We start from the raw sequence: 23448 nt of genomic DNA, 5'->3' as shown, positions 1-23448 counted from the left end.
AACGCACTTGCCCTTAGCATTTTCGCCCCCGCCGTTCTGCGGTGTGCGTTCGTCTTCGACGTAGTCGTGTACTGTCTAGTACAGATCGCCCGCATGTGCTGGCGACCGTGCAGCCGACCGGCGTCCAACCTGGCAATAGGAGCCCAACTCATGGAACTCGCACTTTGCACCGAATTGGCCACGGGCCTTGACAGTGTAAACACGTCACTGAAACGCCCCGATCGGGCGCCATGAGATAAATGTAGGTACGCTACGCCTGTTTGCCAAGGGGAATCATAACTCGCAACAAGATTATCCCCCCAGCGGAATCCCGTCCGCCAGCACCGCGCCCGTGACCACCAGCGCATAAAGCAGCGCCGCCAGCCCGCCCAGGAACAGCAGGTTGCCGACGCGGTGCAGGGGGTAGCGCGCCCGGTCCGCCATTCGGCGGTCCTCCGAGCGCTTTTCCGTACCCGCGATCAGCGTCATGAACAGCCCCCGGCCGAACCACGGCACAGAGAACCGCAGGTCCACCGGGTGACGCCGCCATGCGCGGCCGGGCAGGGCCTCGCGCAGCAACGCGCGCTGCTCCGCCGACAGGGTGCGGACGAACTCCGGCGGCAGGCGGGCCAGTTCCGGGGCGTCGAAGGCCTCGGACGGGCCTGCGCCGCCGGCTTCCATCTCCGCGCCGCTGGTGGTGGTGCTGGCCGCCTGGGTCATGGCTGAAACTCCCCTGCTTGCGCGCCGCCCCCGCCGCGCCTCCGCGTGCCGACGCCCGGCTGACGGGCGCGTATTACGAGCATTCAGTGTCCCTGAAGCCCTTAGGCCGGTCAAGGTCTTCACCGTCCGCCGCAACGGGCGTGCCCTCCGCCGCGTCGCCATGTGTGGGAGTCGGATGTTTCAGCGCCGGATCATGCGTCTAAACCGTTGAAAGAAAATTTCATCGGCGCGAAGCTGGAGCAGGAACCCAAGCCCGGCATAGGGCATCCCGTACAAGAAACGCGCGTCCCAGAAGCAGAACACAGCATCGGAGGAAGTCCCATGTCGCAGCGGGCGGTGTCGCTCAAGGCGGAGTTGGTCGACCGCGTCGTCGGCCTGATAAGCGATCGGCTCGACCCACGGCAGGCGGAGCCCGCCGGGCGCTTCGTTCGCCACCTGTTCCGCCACGTGCCGCCCGACGACATCCTGGACAAGGACGCCGAGGCGCTCTACGGCGCCGCCATGGGGCTGTGGCAGTTCGCCAAGACGCGCACGCCGGGCAAGCCCAAGGTGCGGGTCTATAATCCCAGCTTCGAGGAAAACGCATGGTCGTCGGACCACACGATCGTGGAAATCGTCAACGACGACATGCCGTTCCTGGTGGATTCGGTGACGGCCGAGCTGAACCGGCTGGACCTGGTGGTGCATCTGGTCATCCACCCCATCATCCACGTCAAGCGCGACGAGAACGGGCGCCTGCTGGAACTGCTGGAGGGCTCCGACGACCCCGATTGCCGGTCGGAGTCGGTGATGCTGATCGAGGTCACCGAGCAGGGCGAGGCCGCCGTGCTGGACGCCATCGCCCAGCAGCTTGAGGATGTCCTGTCGCAGGTGCGCGCCGCCGTCGCCGACTGGGAACCCATGGTCGGCCGCATGACCGAGGAAATGGAGACGCTCCGCGCCCGCCCCGACGCCTCCGTCGGCGAGGAGAGCGGCGAGGTGGCGGATTTCCTGAAGTGGCTGCTGGAGAACCACTACACCTTCCTGGGCTTCCGCCGGCATGACTTCTCGGGCGGCGCGGCGCCGACGGTACATGTGGACCGCGACTCGCAGCTCGGCATCCTTGCCGACGACGCCATGCTGGTGTTCGACGAGCTGCGCGACGGGGCGGACCTGCCGCCCGACGTCCATGCCTTCCTGACCCGGCCGGCGCACCTGATCATCGCCAAGGCCAACAAGCGGGCGCGGGTGCATCGCTCGGTGCACATGGACGTCATCGGCATCCGGCGGTTCGACGACTCGGGCGCCGTGGTGGGACTGGATCTGTTCGTCGGGCTGTTCACGTCCAACGTCTACACCAACAGCCCCATGTTCGTCCCGGTGCTGCGGCGCAAGATCGACCGCATCATCCGCAACGCCAACTTCCGGCCGCGCAGCCACGACGGCAAGAAGCTGATGAACATCCTGGAGAACCTGCCCCGGGATGAACTGTTCCAGTCGTCCGACGAGCAGTTGCTGGAAACGGCGCTGGGAATCCTGCATCTGCAGGAGCGCCAGCGCGTCGCCCTGTTCGCCCGCATGGACGAGTTCGAGCGCTTCGTCTCGTGCCTGGTCTTCGTCCCGCGCGACCGCTACGACACGGCGCTGCGCCTGGCCGCCCAGGATATCCTGGAAAAGGCCTTCGGCGGCGTGATGACGGCCTATTACACGCAGGTCGTGGACAGCCCGCTGGCGCGGCTGCACTTCATCATCCGCACCACGCCCTACAACATTCCCCCCTATGACCTGCGCGAGGTGGAGGCCCGGCTGGCCGATGCCGCGCGGCAGTGGTCGGACCACCTGGAAAGCGCCCTGTTCCAGGCCAAGGGCGAGGAGACCGGCGCGCGCCTGTTCCGCCGCTACGGCCACGCCTTCCCCAGCTTCTACCGCGAGCGCTTCACCGTGCAGGCGGCGGTGGCCGACATCGACCGCATCGAGGCCATGGTGTCCGAGGACCGGTCGCTGGGCATGAACCTCTACCGCCCGGTGGAGGTGCCCGAGACCCAGGTGCGCTTCAAGATCTATCATGCCGATGCCGCCGTCAGCCTGTCGGACATCCTGCCCATGCTGGAAAACATGGGGTTCCGGGTCATCGGCGAGGTGCCGTTCGAAATCCGCATCCGCGAGGGCGAGCCGGTGGCCCCCGGCGAAGCCAACGGCGTGTCCGCCAACGGTCCGTCGACGGGCGCGCGCCGCATGGTCTGGGTGCATGATTTCGAAATGGAAACGGCCGACGGCACGCCCATCGACGTGGGTGCGGTGCGCGACCACCTGCAGGAGGCCTTCGGCCGCATCTGGAACAGCGAGGCCGAGAACGACGCCTTCAACCGCCTGGTGGTTTCGGCGGGCCTGAGCTGGCGCGAGGTGGTCATGCTGCGCGCCTATGCCAAGTACCTGCGGCAGGCGGCGTTCACCTTCAGCCAGTCCTACATCGCCCGCGCGCTGAGCCTGCACAGCGGCATCACGCGCGCCCTGGTGGACCTGTTCCACGCCCGCTTCGAGCCGGCGCGCGAGGGCCGGGACCCGTCGCTGGAGGCCATGACCACCGAGATCCGGCACATGCTGGACGACGTGGCCAACCCTGACGAGGACCGCATTCTGCGGCGTTACCTGAACCTCATCTCGGCGACCCAGCGCACCAACTACTATCAGCCGGACCCGCAGACCGGCCGGCCCAAGAGCTATATCTCCTTCAAGCTGCGCTCCGGCGAGGTGGAAGACCTGCCCCTGCCCCGCCCCTGGATGGAGGTCTGGGTCTACAGCCCGCGCGTGGAGGCCATCCACCTGCGCGGCGGCAAGGTCGCGCGCGGCGGCATCCGCTGGTCGGACCGGCGCGAGGACTTCCGCACCGAAATCCTGGGCCTGATGAAGGCGCAGATGGTCAAGAACGCCGTCATCGTCCCGGTGGGGTCCAAGGGCGGCTTCGTGGTCAAGCAGCCGCCGGCGGAACAGACGCGCGAGGCCATCCAGGCCGAGGGCATCGAATGCTACAAGACCTTCATGCGCGGCCTGCTGGACGTCACCGACAACCTGCGCGGCGACGCCGTGCTGCCGCCGCCGGAGGTGGTGCGCCGCGATGACGACGACCCCTACCTGGTGGTGGCCGCCGACAAGGGCACGGCGACGTTCTCGGACATCGCCAACGGCATCTCCCAGGAGTACGGCTTCTGGCTGGACGATGCGTTTGCCTCCGGCGGGTCGCAGGGCTACGACCACAAGGCCATGGGCATCACCGCCCGCGGCGGGTGGGAGGCCGTGAAGCGCCACTTCCGCGAAATGGGCCACGACACCCAGACCCAGGACTTCACCGTGGTCGGCGTCGGCGACATGTCGGGCGACGTGTTCGGCAACGGCATGCTGCTGTCGCGCCACATCAAGCTGGTGGGCGCCTTCAACCACCTGCACATCTTCATCGACCCGGACCCGGACCCGGAAAAGAGCTTCGAGGCGCGCAGGACGCTGTTCGAAACGCCGCGGTCGTCCTGGGCGGACTATGACAAGGACGCCCTGTCCCCCGGCGCCATGATCTACGAGCGCCGGTCAAAGACCCTGACGCTGACGCCCGAGATCAAGGCGCGCTTCGGCTTTGCCAAGGACACCGTCACCCCCAACGAACTGATGCGGGAACTGCTGAAGGCCGAGGTGGACCTGCTGTGGTTCGGCGGCATCGGCACCTACATCAAGGCCTCCACCGAAAGCAACGCCGACGCCGGCGACCGCACCAACGACTCGGTGCGCGTCAACGGCCGCGAGCTGCGGGCCAAGGTGGTCGGCGAAGGCGCGAACCTGGGCGCCACCCAGCGCGGCCGCGTGGAGGCCGCCGTGCAGGCCGGGGTGCGGCTGAACACCGACGCCATCGACAATTCCGCCGGCGTCGACTGTTCCGACCACGAGGTCAACATCAAGATCCTGCTCAACGGCGTGGTGGCCGACGGCGACCTGACGCTCAAGCAGCGCAACGTGCTGCTGGAGGAGATGACCGAGGAAGTGGCCGCGCTGGTGCTGCGCGACAACTACCTGCAGACGGCCGCCATCAGCATCGCCGAGGCCAAGGGCGTGGACATCCTGGACCACCAGCAGCGCCTGATGAAGATGCTGGAGCGCGCCGGGCGGCTGGACCGCGGCATCGAGTTCCTGCCCGACGACGAGGTCATCGCCGAGCGCTTCGCCGCCAAGCGGGGCCTGACGCGGCCGGAAATCGCCGTGCTCATGCCGTACTCCAAGCTCTGGCTGTTCGACGAGATCCTGGAGTCGGACCTGCCCGACGACCCGCTGCTGATGGAAGACCTGGTGCGGTACTTCCCGACCCAGCTTCAGGACCGCTACCGCGACGCCATCGGCCGCCACCGTCTGCGCCGCGAGATCATCGCGACGCATGCCACCAACAGCATGATCAACCGTGTCGGCGGCACCTTCGTCACCCAGGTGACGGAAAAGACGGGCGTGAAGCCGGCCGACATCGCGCGGGCCTACATCATCACCCGCGACGCCTTCCGCATGCGCGACCTGTGGGCCGCCATCGAATCCCTGGATGCCCAGGTGCCGGCGACCGTGCAGACCGACATGCTGCTGGAGGCCAACCGGCTGATCGAGCGCGGCACGCTCTGGGTCCTGCGCCAGTGCCCGGCGCCGCTGGACATGGGGGCTGTGATCGAAGACCTGACGCCGGGCATCGAGGCCCTGGCCGACGGCATCGAGACCGTCGCCACCCACGACGCCTACGACGAAGTGATGCGCCGCGTCGCCCACTTCACCGAGCAGGGTGTCCCGCAGGACCTGGCGCACCGGGTCGCCAACCTGATCCTGCTGGCGAGCGCACCGGACGTCACCCGCATCGCCCAGCGCCACGAGATGGACGTCTGCGACGCCGGCCGGCACTACTTCGCCATCGGCTCGCGCTTCGGCCTGGGTTGGCTGCGGTCGGTGGCCGAGCCGCTGGCCGTCGGCAGCCATTGGCAGAAGCTGGCGGTGGCGGCGATCATCGAGGAGTTGTACCGCGACCAGCGCGAACTGGCCGACGTGATGCTGTCGGCCGTGGGGCCCCGTCCCGATGCCGGCGAGGCCGTCGCCGCCTGGGCCGAGACCATCGCCCCGGCGGTGGAGCGGGCCGATCAGTTGATCGGCGAGCTGCGGGCAACCGACACCATCGACCTCGCCATGCTGACGGTAGCCGCCCGCCAGTTCGGCACCATGAAGGGGGCGTAAAGGCACGGGGGTCCGTGCCCTTCCCGCCACCTTCATGTTTCACGTGAAACCGGGGCGTCCCTTGTGGGGCGCCCCGCTTCGCGTCATGATTCTTCCCCGACGGTTTGCAACGGGGGAACTCAGCATGATCATCACCACCACCGACGGCATCGACGGCAAGCGCGTGACGGCTTACCTGGGGGTCGTCTCCGGCGAGGCCATCATGGGCGCGAACATCTTCCGCGACCTGTTTGCCGGCATCCGCGACATCGTCGGCGGACGCTCGGGCGGCTACGAAAAGGCCATCCGCGACGCCAAGAACGAGGCGCTCGCCGACATGGCCGAGGAAGCCCGGCGGCTGGGTGCCGACGCCATCGTGGGCGTGGACCTGGATTACGAGGTGGTGGGCCAGAAGGGCAGCATGCTCATGGTGTCCGCCAACGGCACGGCGGTGACGCTGGGCTGATGATCGCAGACGCCGCCGGCGTGCCGCAGCCGCGACATGAAAAACCCGCCGACCCTGGGGTCGGCGGGTTTTCGTCGCGGGTCGGGCTCCGCCGCGTCAGGCGGCCCGGCGGCCCCGGCTTTGGCCCTGGCTTTGACCCCGGCCGTTCAGGAAGGCCACCAGGGGCTTGTCCATCTTGGCGATGTGATGGGTCAGCCAGTCCGCGGTGTAGCCGAAGAAGTCGTTGACGGCCTCCGGCGTGTCTTCGCCCATGGTGCGGTCGAAGGTCGCCATGCGGTCGAGAAGCTTCTGGTGCTGGGCGCGGTGCTGCTCCAGGTCGGCATAGCCGCGCGTCTTCATTTCCGCTTCCTCGTCCCGGAAGTGCTGGGCCATCTCGTCCTTCATCTTGCGCAGCATGGCTTGGGCCGCGGCGCTGCCGTCGCCGTGCAGCATTTCGCCGGCCAGGCTGTTGAGTTCCGCGATGATGGACTTGTGGTGCGCGTCGATGTCGGCGATGCCCGTCTTCAGGTCGTCGGTCCAGTCGATTAGCTTGATGTCCTCCTTGTTGGCCCGCACCTGGGCCACGAAGCCGGCCACTTCCGCCGTCAGGCGGCCGGCCTGGGTGGACAGCTCCTCCGACGATTCGGCGATGCGCCCCGCCGAGTCGCCGGTGGTGGAGGCCGCTTGTTCCACCTCGACGATGTTGCGCGAGACCTCCCTGGTGCCCTCCGAGGCCTGGTCGACGCTGCGGGCGATCTCGGCGGTGGCCGCGTTCTGCTCCTCGACGGCGGCGGAGACGGCGGCGGAAATCTCGGCCATGCGCTCGATGACCCGGTTGATGGAGTCGATGGCCTGAACGGCCCGCTGCGTGCCGCCCTGCACCGATTCGATGTTCTTGGCGATCTGCTCCGTCGCCCGGGCCGTCTGGGTGGCGAGGCTCTTGACCTCGTTGGCGACCACGGCGAACCCCTTGCCCGCCTCGCCGGCCCGCGCCGCCTCGATGGTGGCGTTCAGCGCCAGCAGGTTTGTCTGGCTGGCGATGTCGGTGATGAGGTTGACCACGTCGCCGATCTTGTTGACGTCGTCCGACAGCGCCTGAATGGCGGCGGAGGTGCTCTTGGCTTCCTCGGTGGCCTGGGCGGCGATCTCGCGGGAGACGCTGACCTGGCGTTCGATGTCGGCGCTGGAGGCCGACAGCTGGTCGGCCGCCGAGGCGACGGTCTGCACGTTCACCGAGGCTTCCTCGGCGGCGGCGCTGACGGTGGTGGCCTGGCTGCTGGTCTGCTGGGCCAGGGCGGCCATGCCCGATGCCGACTGCTGCATCTCGCCGGCCGCGCCGGTCAGCTTGCGCGCCACCTCGCCCACCGTGATCTCCAGGCTGCTGACCAGCTTGCCGAGGGCGGCCTTGCGGTGCTGCTCGGCCCGGACGGCCCCGCGCACCTTCTCCATCTCCATTTCGCGAACGCGCGCCAACTGCTCCTTGAAGTGCTTGACCGAACTGGCCATGCGGCCGATCTCGTCGGAGCGCTCGCCGTAGGGCACCGGCACCTCGATGTTGCCCTCGGCCAGTTCGCCCATGACCTGGGTCATGGCGTTCACGGGCCGCAGCACCAGCCGGCGGACCGTGTAGCCGACCAGCGCGATCATGCCGCCCAGCAGCAGAAGCGTCGTGATGATCATGGTGGTGCGGAAGGCGCTCAGCGGGGCGTACGCGGCCTCGCGGTCGATGGACAGGCCCAGGTACCAGTCCACGCCCGGCAGCCCGGGAATGGGCATGAACGCCACCAGACGGTCGCCGGCCGGCTGCAGCGCGCTGCCGTCGCCGGCGTTGACGGACAGGCCGGCGCCGGGGAAGGCGTCGTCCAGCGGCTTCAGGGTCAGCGCGTCGTCGGGATGGATGAGCACGGTATCGTCGCCGCTGACCATGAACCCGTGGCCGATGCCGCCCAGGTCGATGCTGCGCACCAAACCGATCATGGCGCTCAGGGAAATGTCGCCGCCGACCACGCCGAGGTTGCGGCCGTCGGCCGAAACCGGCGTCGTGACCGTGACGATGAGGTCGCCCGTCGACGCATCGCGGTAGGGTTCGGTGATGGTGCTCTGGCCGGTGCGCTGGGCATCCTGGTACCAGGGACGCGCGCGGGGATCATAATCCGCCGGCAGTTCGTCGGGCGGGTACATGATCATCTGCCCCTCGGTGCTGCCGAAGTAGCTGAACATGAACCGCTCGTGCATGGCGTCCCGCGCGATCAGCGTGCGGACCGCATCCGGCGACGGATCGGCCGCGACGTTGTCGCCCAGGTTCTCGATCAGTCCGACCCGCCCCGCGATCCAGTTCTCCAGGCTGCGGGTGGCCAGCGCGCCGCTTTCGTCGACCTTCGCCTGAAGGGCCGTGCTGATTTCGTCCTGCTGCCGCATGTCGAAATAGATGGCAAAGGCGCCCACGGCACCGATGATGACAAGGGAGCTGGCAATCAGAATCTTGCCCCCAATGCCCAAAAACCGCTTCATCCTGGCCTCCGATCCTTCAGCGCCCAATATCCGTCGCGGACTGTGCTAAGCCGGAGGTGGTATGACAACGGGAATAAAGTATACGACGAAGGTACAATTACTGGGTACAGATGAGTTTTATTTCACGATGTTGTAATGGCCGTGAAGAAATCTCCCCGGTAGCGGAATAAATGTTGCGGCAAACGGCGGTTCGGGGAAACGGCGCATCCTTTCGCCCTCGGGGCGGGGGCGGCTTGGCGCGCGCCGCCGATCCCATTCAAAGCCGTCCCGCCGCCGTGTCGGCCTCGGCGGCGGCGGGCACGGTGCGCAGCAGGACCAGGCCGACCACCAGGAACACCAGGATGGTCGCCATGCCCCACCGCTGGCTGTCCGCCAGCGCCGTCACCCACCCCACCGCCAGCGGCCCGGCAAAGGCCGTGATCTTGCCCGAGACGGCGTAGAGGCCGAACAGTTCGTTGCGGGTCTCGGCCGGGGCGAGGCGCGCCATGTAGCTGCGGCTCGACGCCTGCACCGGCCCGAAGAACAGCCCCATGGCCAGCGCCAGCGGCCAGAACAGGGCCACGTCCTCGACCACCAGGATGGAGCCGCCGAAGACGATCATGCCGATCAGGCCGATGGTGATGGTGCGCTTGGGCCCCATCTTGTCGTCGGTCCAGCCGAACAGCGCCGCCCCCAGGCCGGCGGAGACGTTCATGGCGATGCCGAAGACGATGATGTCGGAAAAGCTCATGCCGAAGGTGCCGGCGGCGTAGATGCCGCCGAAGGCGAACAGGGTGTTGAGGCCGTCGATATAGATCATCCGCGCCACCAGGAAGCGCGCGACCGGGCCGTACCCCCTCAAGGCCTTGAGGGTGCGCCACAACTCCCGCAGCGCGCCGCGCGCCGCCTGGCCGTAGGTGGTCACGCCGCGCGGGCGGTCGGGGACGAAGACGAACAGCGGCCAGGCGAAGGCGGCGTACCACACCGCCACCAGCAGGGCGGTGGCGCGCACCGGCTCGGCGGCGTCGGGGTCCAGGCCGAAGGGCGGCGGGTCGGCCTGCACGAACACCACCAGCGCCAGCACCAGGCACGACAGCCCGCCGGCATAGCCCAGGCCCCAGGCCCAGCCGGAGATGCGTCCCAGGCGGTCGGGCGCGGCCACCTCGGGCAGCATGGCGTTGTAGAAGGCCGTGCCCAGCTCGAACGCGGTGTTGGACAGCGCGACCAGCACCAGGGCATAGATCATCCACGACGCATCCGGCTCCACGAACCACAGAAGCCCGGCGCCGGTGACGCACAGCACGGTCAGGGCTCCAAGCCACGGCTTGCGCCGCCCCGTCTGGTCGGCGACGGCGCCCAGAATGGGGGCCATAATGGCGATCAGCAGGCCCGAGACGCCCATGGCGTTGCCCCAGGCGGTGGTGCCGGCGATCTCGTCGGGGGCGACGCCGCGCGTGAAATAGGCGGCGAACACGAAGGTGGCGATCACCGTCGGGTAGGCCGAATTCGCCCAGTCGTACAGGCACCACGCCACGGTGGCGGACCGCTTGGGCGCGGTGGCGGCTGGCGCGGATGCGGTCATGGCGGCGTGTCCCTGGCGGCGGTGCGGCGGGCGGAGCATAGGGGATTCGCGCAAGCCCCGCGACGCCCCTTGCACGGCGCGCCAATTCCGCTATATTGGGGCGCATCATCCGACATTCTCAGTGACCCCCCGGGGTCTTCGAGAGTGGGCCCCAAAGGCCCGCTCTTTTTTGTTTCAGCCACACGGCATCGCCGAACGCATTGGACCCGACAGCACCCATGGACTTGCAGGCCCGCATCGCAGCCCTCATCGAGCCCACGTTGACCGACATGGGCTATGAACTGGTGCGCGTGCAGCTTCAGGGCTCCGACAGGCAGACCCTTCAAATCATGGCCGACCGCGCCGACGCGGCCCCCATCACCGTCGAGGATTGCGAGGCCATCAGCCGCGCCATCTCGGCGATCCTGGACGTGGAGGACCCCATCGGCCCGGCCTACGTGCTGGAGGTGTCCAGCCCGGGCATCGACCGGCCGCTGACCCGCCGCAAGGACTTCGAGCGGTGGAAGGATTTCGACGCCAAGGTCGAGGCGCCGGGCCTGGTGGAGGGGCGCAAGCGTTTCCAGGGCCTGCTGCGCGGCTTCGACGCCGACCGCGACGAGGTCGTCCTGCAGGTCGAGGGCGAGGGCAAGGGCGCCGAGGACGTGATCATCGGCATCCCGTTTTCCAGCGTGACCAAGGCGAAACTCATTCTCAACGATGCGCTCTGGGCCTGGGCCGAGGCGCAGCAGGCGGCCGTCAACCGCGACAACGACGCGGCGGCCGCCGAAGACGACAACAAGGAAGGCTAGGCGAAGACGATGGAACGTAGCGTAGGCATGGCCCGTCCCGAACTGCTGCAGGTCGCCGACACGGTGGCCCGCGACAAGGGCATCGAGCGCGAGGAGGTGTTCCTCGCCATGGAGCAGGCCATTCAGAAGGCCGGCCGCTCCAAGTACGGCCACGAGAACGACATCCGCGCCTCCATCGACCGCAACAGCGGCGAAATCCGCCTGGCCCGCTTCATGGAAGTGGTGGAAAGCCGCGACGACGTCGAGGACGAGAACATCCAGATCCCGCTCGACCGCGCCAAGCGCAAGAACAAGGAAATCACGGTCGGCGAGTTCCTGGTCGACCCGCTGCCGCCCATCGACTTCGGCCGCATCGCCGCCCAGACGGCCAAGCAGGTCATCGTCCAGAAGGTCCGCGACGCCGAGCGCGAGCGCCAGTACAACGAGTACAAGGACCGCATCGGCGAGATCGTCAACGGCCTGGTCAAGCGCGTGGAGTTCGGCAACGTCATCGTCGACCTGGGCCGGGCCGAGGCGCTGATGCGCCGCGACGACCTGATCCCGCGCGAGCACTTCAAGAACGGCGACCGCGTGCGCTGCTACATCAAGGACGTGCGGCAGGAGCCGCGCGGCCCGCAGATCTTCTGCTCGCGCACTGATCCGGGCTTCATGGCCGCCCTGTTCGCCCAGGAAGTGCCGGAAATCTACGACGGCATCATCGAGATCAAGTCGGTCGCCCGCGACCCGGGTTCGCGCGCCAAGATCGCCGTGCTGTCCAAGGACAGCTCCATCGATCCGGTGGGTGCCTGCGTCGGCATGCGCGGCTCGCGCGTGCAGGCCGTGGTGGCCGAGCTGCAGGGCGAGAAGATCGACATCATCCAGTGGTCCGACGACCCGGCGACCTTCGTGGTCAACGCGCTGGCGCCCGCCGAGGTCAGCAAGGTGGTGCTGGACGAGGAAACCAACCGCATGGAAGTGGTGGTGCCCGACGACCAGCTCAGCCTCGCCATCGGCCGCCGCGGCCAGAACGTGCGGCTGGCCAGCCAGCTGTCGCGCTGGGACATCGACATCATGACCGAGGCCGAGGAAAGCGAGCGCCGCCAGGAAGAGTTCGCGAAACTGTCGGCTTTGTTCATCGAGGCCCTGGACGTGGACGACGTTATTGCCCATCTGTTGGTCACCGAAGGGTTCCAGTCCCTCGAGGAGATCGCCTATTCCCCCATCGAGGAACTGGCGACCATCGAGGGCTTCGACGACGACGTGGCCGGCGAACTGCAGAACCGCGCCGCCTCCTTCCTGGAAGAGCAGAACGCCGCCGCCGAGGCCCGCCGCATCGAGCTGGGCGTCTCCGACGAACTGACGCTGATCGAGGACCTGGCGCCCACCATGCTGGTGGCGCTGGGCGAGAACGACGTGAAGTCGCTGGACGACCTGGGTGACCTGGCCGCCGACGAACTGCAGGACATCGTGGGCAAGGACAACATGTCCGACCACACGGCCAACAACATCATCATGGCCGCCCGCGCCCACTGGTTCGCCGAGGAAGACGCCGCCGCCGAGGCGGACGCCGCCGAGGTCGAAGCCGGTGAAGAGGGCGAGGCCGGCCAGGCTTGAAGGAGCGCTGAAAGCGCACCATGACGACGACGGGCGAGACCCATATTCCCGACGCCCCGGACCCGGCCGACGAGGTCGGGGCCGAGGCCGAGGAGCCGACGGGACCCGAGCGCAAGTGCATCGTCACCGGCGCCGAGGTACCCAAGGAGACGCTGCTGCGCTTCGTGGTGGCGCCCGACGGCACGGTGGTGCCCGACCTGGAAAAGTCGCTCCCCGGTCGGGGTTTGTGGTTGAGCCCGCGCCGCGATATGATAGAAACGGCCGTGGCGAGGAAATCCTTCGCCCGCGCCGCGCGGCGCAAGGTCACGGTGCCGCCCGATCTGCCCGACCGGGTGGAGGCCCTGATGCGCCGTCGTTGCCTGGACCTGATCGGGCTTGCCCGACGGGCCGGGGCGGTGACCGCCGGGTTCGAGAAAGTGCGCGCCCTGCTGCGGGACGAGCGGCAGGGTGCCGTCGTCCTTTTGGCGGCTTGCGATGCTGCCGAGGACGGGCGAAACAAGGTTCGGGCTCTCGCTCCCGATGTGCCGTTGATCGACCTGTTCAGGGGTGCCGAACTGGGCGCCGCGCTGGGTCGGGACATGTCGGTGCACGCGGTGGTGACGAAGGGGCCCAAGGGGCAGGGGGCGACGCTCGCCCGCCGCCTTCTGGATCAGGCCGAACGTCTGGCGGAGTATCGCCGGCCGTCGCCCGATCTGCCCAAGGCCAAGCGGCGCGCGTGACGCGCCGGGTGGCCCGAGACGCAAGCGCGGCCCCGGCGGGCCGCGCCACGATGTCCCGGCGATTCGGCCGGGACTGGGGAACCGGAGACTGATTGAAGCATATGGCGAACGAGAACGAACGGAAGGCCCCTCTCTCCCTTGGTGGCAAGGGGAAGCTCGAGCTGCGGAACAAGGTCGAGACCGACCAGGTCCGGCAGAGCTTCTCGCATGGCCGCAGCAAGGTCGTGCAGGTCGAGCGCCGCAAGAAGCGCCACGTGGCACCGGGCGAGGGCACCAAGCCGGAAGCGCAGGAGGCTCCCGCGGCGCCCGCCAAGCCCGCGGTCGAGCCCAAGACGCCGTCGCGCGTGAAGCCGCAGCCGCAGTCGGGCCGGGTTCAGCCGCCGCGCCCCGAGACGCGCGCCCCCAAGGGCGGCGCGGGCCGCAACATGGGCAACGACGAAAAGCAGCGCCGCCTCGCGGCCCTGCAATCCGCCCTCCAGGACCAGAAGCGCCGCGAGGAAGAGGAGGTCCGCCGCAAGGCTGAAGAGGCCGCCCGCCGCCAGGCCGAGGAGGAGGAGCGCCGCCAGCGCGAGGCCGAGGACGCCAAGCGCAAGGCCGAGGAAGCCGCCGCCCGCAAGGCCGAGGAAGAGAAGCAGGCCGCCGCCGCGCAGGCCGAGGCCGAGGCGCCCCAGGCGCCTGCCGCCGAGACTCCGGCCGAGCCCGCTCCGGCGCCGGAGGCGGACGCCGAGCGCAAGCCCATCGCCGGGCCGCGCCGCGTCATCATGCCCAAGCCGGCCAAGCGTGCCGCCGAGTCCGACGAGGACGAGCGTCCCGCCGCCCGTCGCGGCGGCGGCGCCCCCGGTGGGGCTCCCAAGGCGCCGCCGCGCAAGACGGCCGCGCCCAAGGGCGACGGCGGCAAGCGTCGCGGCAAGCTGACCATTTCCGCCGCCCTGTCGGATGACGAGGGCGGGCAGCGCGGCCGGTCGGTCGCGGCCATGCGCCGCGCCCAGCAGAAGGAAAAGCGCAAGGCCCAGGGCTTCAACCAGCCCACGGAAAAGCAGAGCCGCGAAGTGGTCATCCCCGAGACGATCACCGTGCAGGAACTGGCCAACCGCATGGCCGAGCGCGCGCCGAACGTCATCAAGGCGCTGATGAAGATGGGCGTCATGGCGACCATCAACCAGCCGATCGACGCCGACACCGCCGAACTGGTGGTCGAGGAGTTCGGCCACGAGGTCAAGCGCGTGTCCGAGGCCGACGTGCTGGAAGGCCTGGGCGGTTCCGAGGACAAGCCCGAGGACATGGTCAGCCGTCCGCCGGTGGTGACCGTCATGGGCCACGTCGACCACGGCAAGACCTCGCTGCTGGATGCCCTGCGCGCCACCGACGTGGTGGCCGGCGAGGCCGGCGGCATCACCCAGCACATCGGTGCCTATCAGGTGCAGATGGCGTCGGGCGACAAGATCACCTTCATCGACACCCCGGGCCACGAGGCGTTCACCGCCATGCGCTCGCGCGGTGCCAAGGTGACCGACATCGTCGTCCTGGTCGTGGCCGCCGACGACGGCATCATGCCGCAGACGGTGGAAGCCATCCGCCACGCCCGCGCCGCCGAGGTGCCCGTGGTGGTCGCCATCAACAAGATGGACAAGCCGGGCGCCGACCCCAACCGCGTCCGCCAGGAACTGCTCAACCACGAACTGGTGGTCGAGGAGATGGGCGGCGACGTGCTGACCGTTGAAGTGTCCGCCAAGCAGCGCCTGAACCTGGAGAAGCTGGAGGAGGCCATCCTCCTGCAGGCCGAAATCCAGGACCTCAAGGCCAACCCCGAGCGCGAGGCCGAGGGCACGGTCATCGAGGCCAAGATGGAAAAGGGCCGCGGTTCCGTCGCGACCGTCCTGATCCGCCGCGGCACGCTGAAGGTAGGCGACATCTTCGTGGCCGGCACCGAATGGGGCCGCGTCCGCGCCATGATCGACGACCGCGGCAACCGCATCGAGGAAGCGGGTCCCGCCTATCCGGTGGAGATCCTGGGCTTCCAGGGCACGCCGCAGGCCGGTGACGATTTCGTGGTGGTCGACGACGAAGCCAAGGCGCGTGAGGTCGCGGGTTACCGCCAGCGCAAGGAGCGCGAGGCCCTGGCCGTCAAGTCGGCGCGCGGGACGATGGAGCAGATGTTCGCCAAGATCAAGGCGGGCGAGGCCAAGGAACTGCCGGTGGTCATCAAGGCCGACGTGCAGGGCTCGGTCGAGGCCATCGTCGGCACGCTGGAGAAGATGGCGACCGAAGAGGTCAAGGTGCGCGTTCTGCACTCGGCCGTCGGCGGCATCAACGAGTCGGACATCACGCTGGCGAAGGCGTCCGAGGCGCTGGTCATCGGCTTCAACGTCCGTGCCAACCCGCAGGCGCGCGAGCTGTCGCGCCGCGACGGGGTGGAAATCCGCTACTACTCGATCATTTACGACGTGGCGGAGGACATCAAGCGCGCCCTGACCGGCCTGCTGGAGCCGACCTTCCGCGAGAAGTTCATCGGCTACGCGGAAATTCGCCAGGTCTACAACATCACCCGCGTCGGCAAGGTCGCCGGCTGCATGGTGACCGAAGGCATCATCAAGCGGGGCTGCAAGGTCCGCCTGCTGCGCGACAACGTCGTCATCCACGAGGGCGACCTGGGCCAGCTCAAGCGCTTCAAGGACGACGTCCGCGAGGTGCGCGAGGGCTTCGAGTGCGGCATGTCGTTCGCCAACTACGACGACATCAAGGAAGGCGACCTCATCGAGTGCTTCGAGATGGAGGAAATCGCGGCCGAACTGTAAGGCGGCCTTTCCGCCAGACGGTTCGGAAGCCCGGCCAATCGGCCGGGCTTCCGCGTTTCCCCATCACGCACCGGCATAAGGACACCATCCATGACCCGTACCCGCGGCAAGGCCCCCAGCCAGCGCCAGCTGCGCGTCGGCGAGGAAATCCGCCACGCGCTGGCCTGGACGCTGGAGCGCGGCGACTTCGACGATCCGGCGCTCAACCAGCCCATCACGGTCACCGAAGTGCGCTGCAGTCCCGACCTGCGCAACTGCACGGCCTTCGTCACGCCGCTGGGCGGCGGCGACCCGACGGACATCCTGAAAGGTCTGAAGCGGGCCGCACCCTTCCTGCGCCATGAACTGGCGCAGAAGATCCGCATGAAGTACGTGCCGCGCCTGTCGTTCCAGCCTGACGAAAGCTTCGACGAGGCGGCCCACATCAACGCCCTCCTCCACAGCCCGGAGGTGGAGCGCGACCTGGCCCACGGTCACGACGACGCGGCGGAATGGGACGAGACCGAGCCCTCCGCCGACGCCGATGCCGACGCCGACACGGCTACGGACGCCGACGACGCCGAGGGGCGTGATGGGGCGTAGGAAGAAGGGGCAGCCCATCGACGGCTGGCTGGCCGTCGACAAGCCCGTCGGCATGACCTCGACGGCGGTGGTCGCCACGGTCCGCCGCCTGCTGGACGCCCAGAAGGTGGGTCACGGCGGCACGCTGGACCCGCTGGCCTCGGGCATCCTGCCCATCGCCTTCGGCGAGGCGACCAAGACCGTCTCCTACGTCATGGACGGGCGCAAGACCTATGCCCTGACGGTGCGCTGGGGCGAGGAACGCTCCACCGACGACCGCGAGGGCGAGGTGACCGACACCTCCGACGTGCGCCCGACGCCCGAGCAGATCGAGGCCGCCCTGCCCGCCTTCGTCGGCGAAATCCAGCAGGTGCCGCCGCGCTTCTCGGCCGTCAAGGTGGCCGGCCGCCGGGCCTACGACATGGCCCGCAAGGACGAGGACGTGGAACTGTCGCCCCGCCCCATCCTCATCAAGGAATTCACCCTGCTGGAGTGCCCCGATGCCGACCATGCGGTGTTCCGCGTGGTCAGCGGCAAGGGGGCCTACATGCGGTCGCTCGCGCGGGACCTTGCGCGGGCGCTGGGCACCGTCGGGCACGTCGCGGCACTGCGCCGCACGGCCTGCGGACCCTTCAATGAAGATGGCGCGATTTCACTGGATAAACTGGAGGCCCTCGGGCATAGTGCCGCGTCATCCGACACCTTGCTTCCCGTCTCGACCGCGCTGGACGACATCCCGGCCCTGGCCCTGACGGAAGTGGAGGCCAACCGCCTGTCCCACGGACAGCCCATTCCGGTGCTGCCCGTGGTTCGGCGTTCGTCCGTTCAGGGCGTGATCGCGGGAACGACCGTGCGCGCCATGGAGGGGGATCGCCTGGTGGCTCTGGCCCGGATCGAGGGCGGCGAGGTCCGCCCCGTCCGCGTCATCAACCTGAAGAAATAAGAGGTATCACGATGTCGATTACGCCCGAGCGTAAGCAGGAACTCATTCAGGAATTCGGCTCCAAGCCCGGCGACACCGGTTCGCCCGAGGTTCAGATCGCCATCCTGACGGAGCGGATCAAGAACCTGACCGAGCACATGAAGGAGCACAAGAAGGACACGCACTCCCGTCGCGGCCTTCTGATCCTGGTGGGCCAGCGCCGCCGCATGCTCGACTACGTCAAGCGCAAGGAAGTGGCGCGCTACGAGAACCTGATCGGGCGTCTCGGCATCCGCCGCTAAAGGTCCTGATACTGGCACGGCCCGCTCCGGCATCCGGGGCGGGCCGTCACCTTACCGGCGGACATGCCGGGGGTGACCGGGCAAGGGCCCGACGTGCCGCACCATGTCCGTGGATCGACAGCCCGGCCGGCCGAAGAGCGGCTCGCGGGGTGCGCAATCCGGCGCCGATCCGGTTAATGAGGAAGTTTCAATGTCCATGTTCAACGTGTTCCGCAAGGAAATCGATTGGGGCGGCCGCAAGCTGGTGCTGGAGACCGGCAAGGTCGCGCGCCAGGCCGACGGTGCCGTGATGGTCACCTACGGCGACACCACCGTGCTCGCCACCGCCGTCGGCTCGAAGACCAAGTCCAACTTCGATTTCTTCCCGCTGACCGTGAACTACCAGGAGAAGACCTTCGCCGCGGGCAAGATCCCCGGAGGCTTCTTCAAGCGTGAAGGCCGTCCCTCCGAGAAGGAGACGCTGACCTCGCGCCTGATCGACCGTCCCATCCGTCCGCTGTTCGCCGAAGGCTACCGCAGCGAGACCCAGGTCGTCTGCACCGTGCTGTCGCACGACATGGAGAACGATCCCGACATCGTCGCCATGATCGGCGCCTCGGCCGCGCTCACCATTTCCGGCCTGCCCTTCCTGGGTCCGATCGGTGCCGCCCGCGTCGGCTACGTCGACGGCGAATACGTGCTGAACCCGACCTCCGACCAGATGAAGCAGACCGGCCTGGACCTGGTCGTCGCCGGCACCACGCAGGGCGTGCTGATGGTCGAGAGCCAGGCCAACGAGCTGTCGGAAGACGTCATGCTGGGCGCCGTCAACTTCGGCCACGAGCAGTTCCAGCCGGTGATCGCCGCCATCATCGAGATGGCCCGCAACTGCGCCCGCGAGCCGCGCGAGATCGCGCCGGCCGCCCCGGAAGTGGCGATCGTCAAGGACAAGGCGGAGGCCATTCGCGGCCAGGTCGCCGAGGCCTACAAGATCGTCAACAAGACCGAGCGCCAGGACGCCCTGTCGGCCATCCGCCAGGCCTTCGTGGAAAGCCTGGGCGAGAACGAGGCCGAGATCGCCGTCGCCGGCAAGGTCCTGAAGGGCCTGGAGTCGGAAGTCATGCGCCGTTCGGTGCTGGAGACCGGCAAGCGCATCGACGGCCGCGACACCAAGACGGTGCGCGCCATCGAGAGCGAGGTCGGCTTCCTGCCCCGCGCCCACGGCTCCGCCCTGTTCACGCGCGGCGAGACCCAGGCCATGGTGACCGTCACGCTGGGCACCGGCCAGGACGAGCAGATCATCGACGCCCTGGAAGGCGAATACCGCGAACACTTCCTGCTGCACTACAACTTCCCCCCGTACTCGGTGGGTGAAGCGGGCCGCATGGGCAGCCCCGGCCGTCGCGAGATCGGCCACGGCAAGCTGGCCTGGCGCGCCATCAAGCCGCTGCTGCCCAAGAAGGAAGACTTCCCCTACACCATGCGCGTGGTCTCCGAGATCACAGAGTCCAACGGCTCGTCCTCCATGGCCACCGTCTGCGGCACCTCGCTCGCCATGATGGACGGCGGCGTGCCGCTGCCGCGCCCGGTGGCCGGCATCGCCATGGGCCTGATCAAGGAAGACGACGGCTTCGCCGTGCTGTCCGACATTCTGGGTGACGAGGATCACCTGGGCGACATGGACTTCAAGGTGGCCGGCACGGAAACGGGTGTCACCTCGCTGCAGATGGACATCAAGATCACGTCCATCACCAAGGAGATCATGGAGGTCGCCCTGCGCCAGGCGCGCGACGGCCGCCTGCACATCCTGGGCGAGATGGCCAACGCGCTGACCGGCGCCCGCGAGGGTGTGGCCGCCAACGCGCCGCGCATCACCACCATCACCATCAACCCGTCCAAGATCCGCGACGTCATCGGGTCCGGCGGCAAGGTGATCCGCGAGATCACCGAGCAGACCGGTACCAAGATCGACATCGACGACGACGGCACCATCAAGATCGCCTCTGCCGATCCGGAAGCGACCGATAAGGCCGTTGCCTGGATCAAGGGCATCGTGGCCGAGCCCGAGGTCGGCGTGATCTACACCGGCAAGGTGGTCAAGATCATGGACTTCGGCGCCTTCGTGAACTTCCTGGGCTCGCGCGACGGCCTGGTCCACATCTCCGAGCTGGCGCAGAACCGCGTCAAGAACGTCGGCGACGTGGTCAGTGTCGGCGACATGGTCAAGGTGAAGTGCATCGGCTTCGACGACCGCGGAAAGGTCAAGCTGTCCATGAAGCAGGTTGACCAGGAAACCGGCCGCGACCTGGCGGCCGACGAGAAGCAGACGGCCGAATAAGGCCGCGTCGGCGGTGCATCCCGCTCCGGCCGGCCCCTCGTTGCGAGGGCCGGCCGGACGGCGGGGCGCCGCCGCTTCTTTTTCGGGAAACGACCCATGCGAAGCCTTCCGTTTGCGCTGCCTTCGGTCATCGCCCACCGCGGCGCCTCGGCCGTTGCGCCGGAAAACACCCTGGCCGCCTTCCGCCGCGCCGCCGACGAGGGCGCGGCCTGGATCGAATGCGACGTCAAGCTGACCGCCGACGGGCGCCCCGTCGTCATCCACGACGACACGCTGGAGCGCACCACCGACGGCGGCGGGCCGGTGGCCGGCGCGCCGCTGGACACCATCGGCGCGCTGGATGCCGGCGGCTGGTTCGACGCTGCCTTCCGCGGCGAGCCGGTGCCGACGCTGGAAGAGACGCTCGACCTGCTGGCCGAACTGGGGCTGGGCGCCAACATCGAGATCAAGCCCTGCAAGGGGCGCGAGCGCGAGACCGCCGAGGTGGTCGCCGCCCTGGTGGCCGCCCAGGCGCGCGACGTGCCGGTGCTGTTCTCCAGCTTTTCCCACGAGTCGCTGGCCGCTGCCCGCGATACCGCACCGGCGGTGCCGCGCGGCCTGCTGGTCTGGGAGCTGCCCGGCGACTGGCAAAAGCTGGCGGAAACCCTGGACGTGGTGGCGATCCACGCCGATCATGCGACGCTGAAGCCTGATCAGGTGGCGGCCGTGCATGCGGCGGGGTATCGTGTGCTGGCCTATACGGTGAACGACGAGGCGACGGCGCGCGCGCTTGTGGAAACGGGCGTGAACGCCATCATCACCGACGCGCCGGGCCGCATTCGCGCGGCGTTGGGCGGCGAGGCCGGCTGACGCCCACGGGCGGCGGCGGCGGTCCGATCGGCCGATTCGGCGGCACGGTCGGATACGGGAGGTTTATGGCGCGGACATTCCGCCCCATATCGGGTATGCATCCGGCGGTGGAGTTCCGCCGGACCGCGATTTGAAAAGACAAGAGGATGGACGGGTGAAGGCGATCAAGCCGATTGTCATCTCGGGCAAGGAAGTTCTGCCGCTGGTTGAGGGCGGCAAGGGCATTGGTGTTTCCAACGGGGCCAGTTCCGGCGCCTGGGCCGCGGCCGGCGGCGTGGGGACCTTCTCGGGCGTCAACGCCGACTCCTATGACGAGAACGGCAACGTGATCCCCATGGTCTACAAGGGGAAGACCCGCCGCGAACGGCATGACGAACTGATCGAGTTCGGCATTCAGGGCGGCATCAACCAGGCCCGGGTGGCGCACGAGATCAGCAACGGCGAAGGCCGCATCCACATGAACGTCCTGTGGGAGATGGGCGGCGCCGAGCCCATCCTGGAGGGCGTTCTGGAAGGGGCGAAGGGCCTGATCCACGGCGTGACCTGCGGTGCGGGCATGCCCTACCGCGTGGCCGAGATCGCGGTGCGTCACGGCGTCTACTACTATCCCATCGTGTCCTCGGGCCGCGCCTTCCGCGCGCTGTGGAAGCGCAGCTACCACAAGAACCCCGAGTTCCTGGGCGGTGTCGTCTACGAGGACCCCTGGCTGGCCGGCGGTCACAACGGGCTGTCCAACGTGGAAGACCCGCGCGCACCGCAGGCGCCCTACCCGCGCGTGGCGGAGCTGCGCAAGGTCATGCGCGACATGAACGTGCCGGAAATTCCCATATTCATGGCCGGCGGCGTGTGGTCCCTGGCGGAGTTCGAGGACTGGCTGGACAACCCGGAAATCGGGCCCATAGCCTTCCAGTTCGGCACGCGCCCGCTGCTGACCCAGGAAAGCCCGATCTCCGACGAGTGGAAGCAGCGCCTGCTGACGCTCAAGAAGGGCGACGTGTTCCTGCACCGGTTCAGCCCGACCGGGTTCTATTCCTCGGCCGTGAAGAACGAGTTCCTGGAGGACCTGATCGGGCGCTCCGAGCGCCAGATCCCCTACCTGCGCAAGCCCGACGGCGACCTGACGGCGGCGCTGGCCATCGGCGCGCGCGGCCGCGAGGTCTTCGTGACCGCCGAGGACCGCGAAAAGGCGGAAAAGTGGATCGCGGCGGGGTATACCGAGGCCATGCGCACGCCCGACGGCACACTGGTCTTCGTCACGCCCGACAGCCAGAAGCATATCCTGAAGGACCAGATCGAGTGCATGGGCTGCCTGTCGGCCTGCAACTTCTCCAACTGGTCCCAGCACGGCGACTTCACCACCGGCAAGCCGGCCGACCCGCGCAGCTTCTGCATCCAGAAGACCCTGCAGAACATCGCGCACGGCGGCGATGTGGAGCACGAACTGATGTTCGCCGGCCATAACGCCTATCGCTTCGCCGAGGACCCCTTCTACGCCGACGGCAACATTCCGACGGTGAAGGAACTGGTGGACCGCATCATGACCGGCGCCTGACCGCGCGCCGATCATCGATTTTGCACCAAGGGTAGAAATGGGGGCGCATGGTTGCCGTATGGCGACAGCGCCCCCATTTTCCTTGGAAGGCAAACGAGAATTACACTAAATTGCCATGAAACCTTTTGCGCCCTTTGCATTGAGCTGGATACGCTGCCATGACCTCGACCTGTGACACCGCGAGCCTGACGGATCGCCTGCGTGCCGCCGGCCTGCGTCCCACCCGTCAGCGCGTCGCCCTCGCCCGCCTGCTGTTCGGCGACGGCGACCGCCACCTGACGGCGGAACAGCTTCACACCATGGCGCTGACCGCCGACGTGCGCGTGTCGCTGGCGACCGTCTACAACGCTCTGCACCAGTTCACCGACGCGGGCCTGTTGCGCGAGATCGTGGTGGACAGCGGCCGGTCGTACTTCGACACCAACACCACCGAACACCACCACTTCTACTACGAGTCCTCGGGCCGGCTGGAGGATATCCCCGCCGACCAGATGACGCTCTCGGCCGTGCCCGCCGCCCCCGAAGGCACCGCCATCAAGCGCGTGGACGTGGTCGTGCGGGTCGACGGATAGGCCTCTGGGTTAGCTTTTCTGGTACCTGGGTGCTGGTGCCCCTCTTCCCTTTCGGGTAAG

Annotated in this window: 16 protein-coding genes; 13 read left to right on the top strand and 3 right to left on the bottom strand. The window is 68.1% G+C overall.

The window, feature by feature from the left end; translation table 11 throughout:
• Window positions 1-291: 291 nt before the first annotated feature.
• A complete protein-coding gene (locus C882_RS04550; protein ID WP_009539378.1) occupies window positions 292-699 on the bottom strand; it encodes a hypothetical protein in 408 nt (135 codons plus the stop codon).
• A gap of 321 nt (window positions 700-1020) precedes the next feature.
• Between C882_RS04550 and C882_RS04545 the strand changes: the two genes are divergently transcribed.
• On the top strand, window positions 1021-5922 hold the full coding sequence (locus tag C882_RS04545; protein WP_009539376.1) for an NAD-glutamate dehydrogenase: 4902 nt from the start codon (window positions 1021-1023) through the stop codon (window positions 5920-5922).
• A gap of 124 nt (window positions 5923-6046) precedes the next feature.
• Window positions 6047-6367, top strand: a complete 321-nt coding sequence (locus C882_RS04540) for a heavy metal-binding domain-containing protein (protein ID WP_009539375.1) — start codon at window positions 6047-6049, stop codon at window positions 6365-6367.
• A 96-nt stretch (window positions 6368-6463) separates the two neighbouring features.
• Here the strand turns inward: C882_RS04540 and C882_RS04535 are convergent, their stop codons facing one another.
• A complete protein-coding gene (locus tag C882_RS04535; RefSeq protein ID WP_009539374.1) occupies window positions 6464-8857 on the bottom strand; it encodes a bacteriohemerythrin in 2394 nt (797 codons plus the stop codon).
• Window positions 8858-9113: 256 nt separating this feature from the next.
• Entirely contained in the window at window positions 9114-10418 is a 1305-nt protein-coding gene (locus C882_RS04530) for an MFS transporter (RefSeq protein WP_009539372.1), read from the bottom strand.
• 218 nt (window positions 10419-10636) lie between these two features.
• Here C882_RS04530 and rimP point away from each other — a divergent pair, with 218 nt between their 5' ends.
• From rimP to irrA, 11 genes are all read left to right on the top strand, one after another.
• Window positions 10637-11206 carry a ribosome maturation factor RimP gene (rimP, locus tag C882_RS04525; protein WP_009539369.1) on the top strand — a complete coding sequence of 190 codons (570 nt, stop codon included), beginning with the start codon at window positions 10637-10639 and terminating at the stop codon, window positions 11204-11206.
• 9 nt (window positions 11207-11215) lie between these two features.
• Entirely contained in the window at window positions 11216-12799 is a 1584-nt protein-coding gene (nusA, locus tag C882_RS04520) for a transcription termination factor NusA (protein ID WP_043643591.1), read from the top strand.
• Window positions 12800-12819: 20 nt separating this feature from the next.
• Window positions 12820-13518 carry an RNA-binding protein gene (locus C882_RS04515; RefSeq protein ID WP_009539367.1) on the top strand — a complete coding sequence of 233 codons (699 nt, stop codon included), beginning with the start codon at window positions 12820-12822 and terminating at the stop codon, window positions 13516-13518.
• Between the two features lie 101 nt (window positions 13519-13619).
• Window positions 13620-16313 carry a translation initiation factor IF-2 gene (gene infB / locus C882_RS04510; RefSeq protein WP_009539366.1) on the top strand — a complete coding sequence of 898 codons (2694 nt, stop codon included), beginning with the start codon at window positions 13620-13622 and terminating at the stop codon, window positions 16311-16313.
• 90 nt (window positions 16314-16403) lie between these two features.
• The gene (rbfA, locus tag C882_RS04505) at window positions 16404-16895 is read left to right on the top strand and encodes a 30S ribosome-binding factor RbfA (protein ID WP_009539365.1); all 492 of its coding nucleotides are present in this window, start codon (window positions 16404-16406) and stop codon (window positions 16893-16895) included.
• Window positions 16885-17817, top strand: a complete 933-nt coding sequence (gene truB / locus C882_RS04500; protein WP_009539364.1) for a tRNA pseudouridine(55) synthase TruB — start codon at window positions 16885-16887, stop codon at window positions 17815-17817. Before rbfA ends, truB begins: the two co-directional genes overlap by 11 nt.
• An 11-nt stretch (window positions 17818-17828) precedes the next feature.
• Window positions 17829-18098: a 30S ribosomal protein S15 gene (rpsO, locus tag C882_RS04495; protein ID WP_009539363.1), complete on the top strand. Its 270-nt coding sequence runs from the start codon at window positions 17829-17831 to the stop codon at window positions 18096-18098.
• Between the two features lie 190 nt (window positions 18099-18288).
• A complete protein-coding gene (pnp, locus tag C882_RS04490; RefSeq protein WP_009539362.1) occupies window positions 18289-20415 on the top strand; it encodes a polyribonucleotide nucleotidyltransferase in 2127 nt (708 codons plus the stop codon).
• A gap of 96 nt (window positions 20416-20511) precedes the next feature.
• Window positions 20512-21264, top strand: coding sequence for a glycerophosphodiester phosphodiesterase (ugpQ, locus tag C882_RS04485; RefSeq protein ID WP_009539361.1), 753 nt, complete (start codon window positions 20512-20514; stop codon window positions 21262-21264).
• A 154-nt stretch (window positions 21265-21418) separates the two neighbouring features.
• The gene (locus C882_RS04480) at window positions 21419-22816 is read left to right on the top strand and encodes an NAD(P)H-dependent flavin oxidoreductase (RefSeq protein ID WP_009539360.1); all 1398 of its coding nucleotides are present in this window, start codon (window positions 21419-21421) and stop codon (window positions 22814-22816) included.
• 158 nt (window positions 22817-22974) lie between these two features.
• Entirely contained in the window at window positions 22975-23388 is a 414-nt protein-coding gene (gene irrA / locus C882_RS04475) for an iron response transcriptional regulator IrrA (protein WP_009539359.1), read from the top strand.
• The last annotated feature ends 60 nt before the right edge of the window (window positions 23389-23448 follow it).

It is taken from the genome of Caenispirillum salinarum AK4 (genome assembly GCF_000315795.1).
Classification (GTDB): domain Bacteria; phylum Pseudomonadota; class Alphaproteobacteria; order Rhodospirillales; family Rhodospirillaceae; genus Caenispirillum; species Caenispirillum salinarum.
The sequence above is the reverse complement of the archived record's forward strand: the minus strand, read 5'-3'. Positions and strand labels throughout refer to the sequence as shown.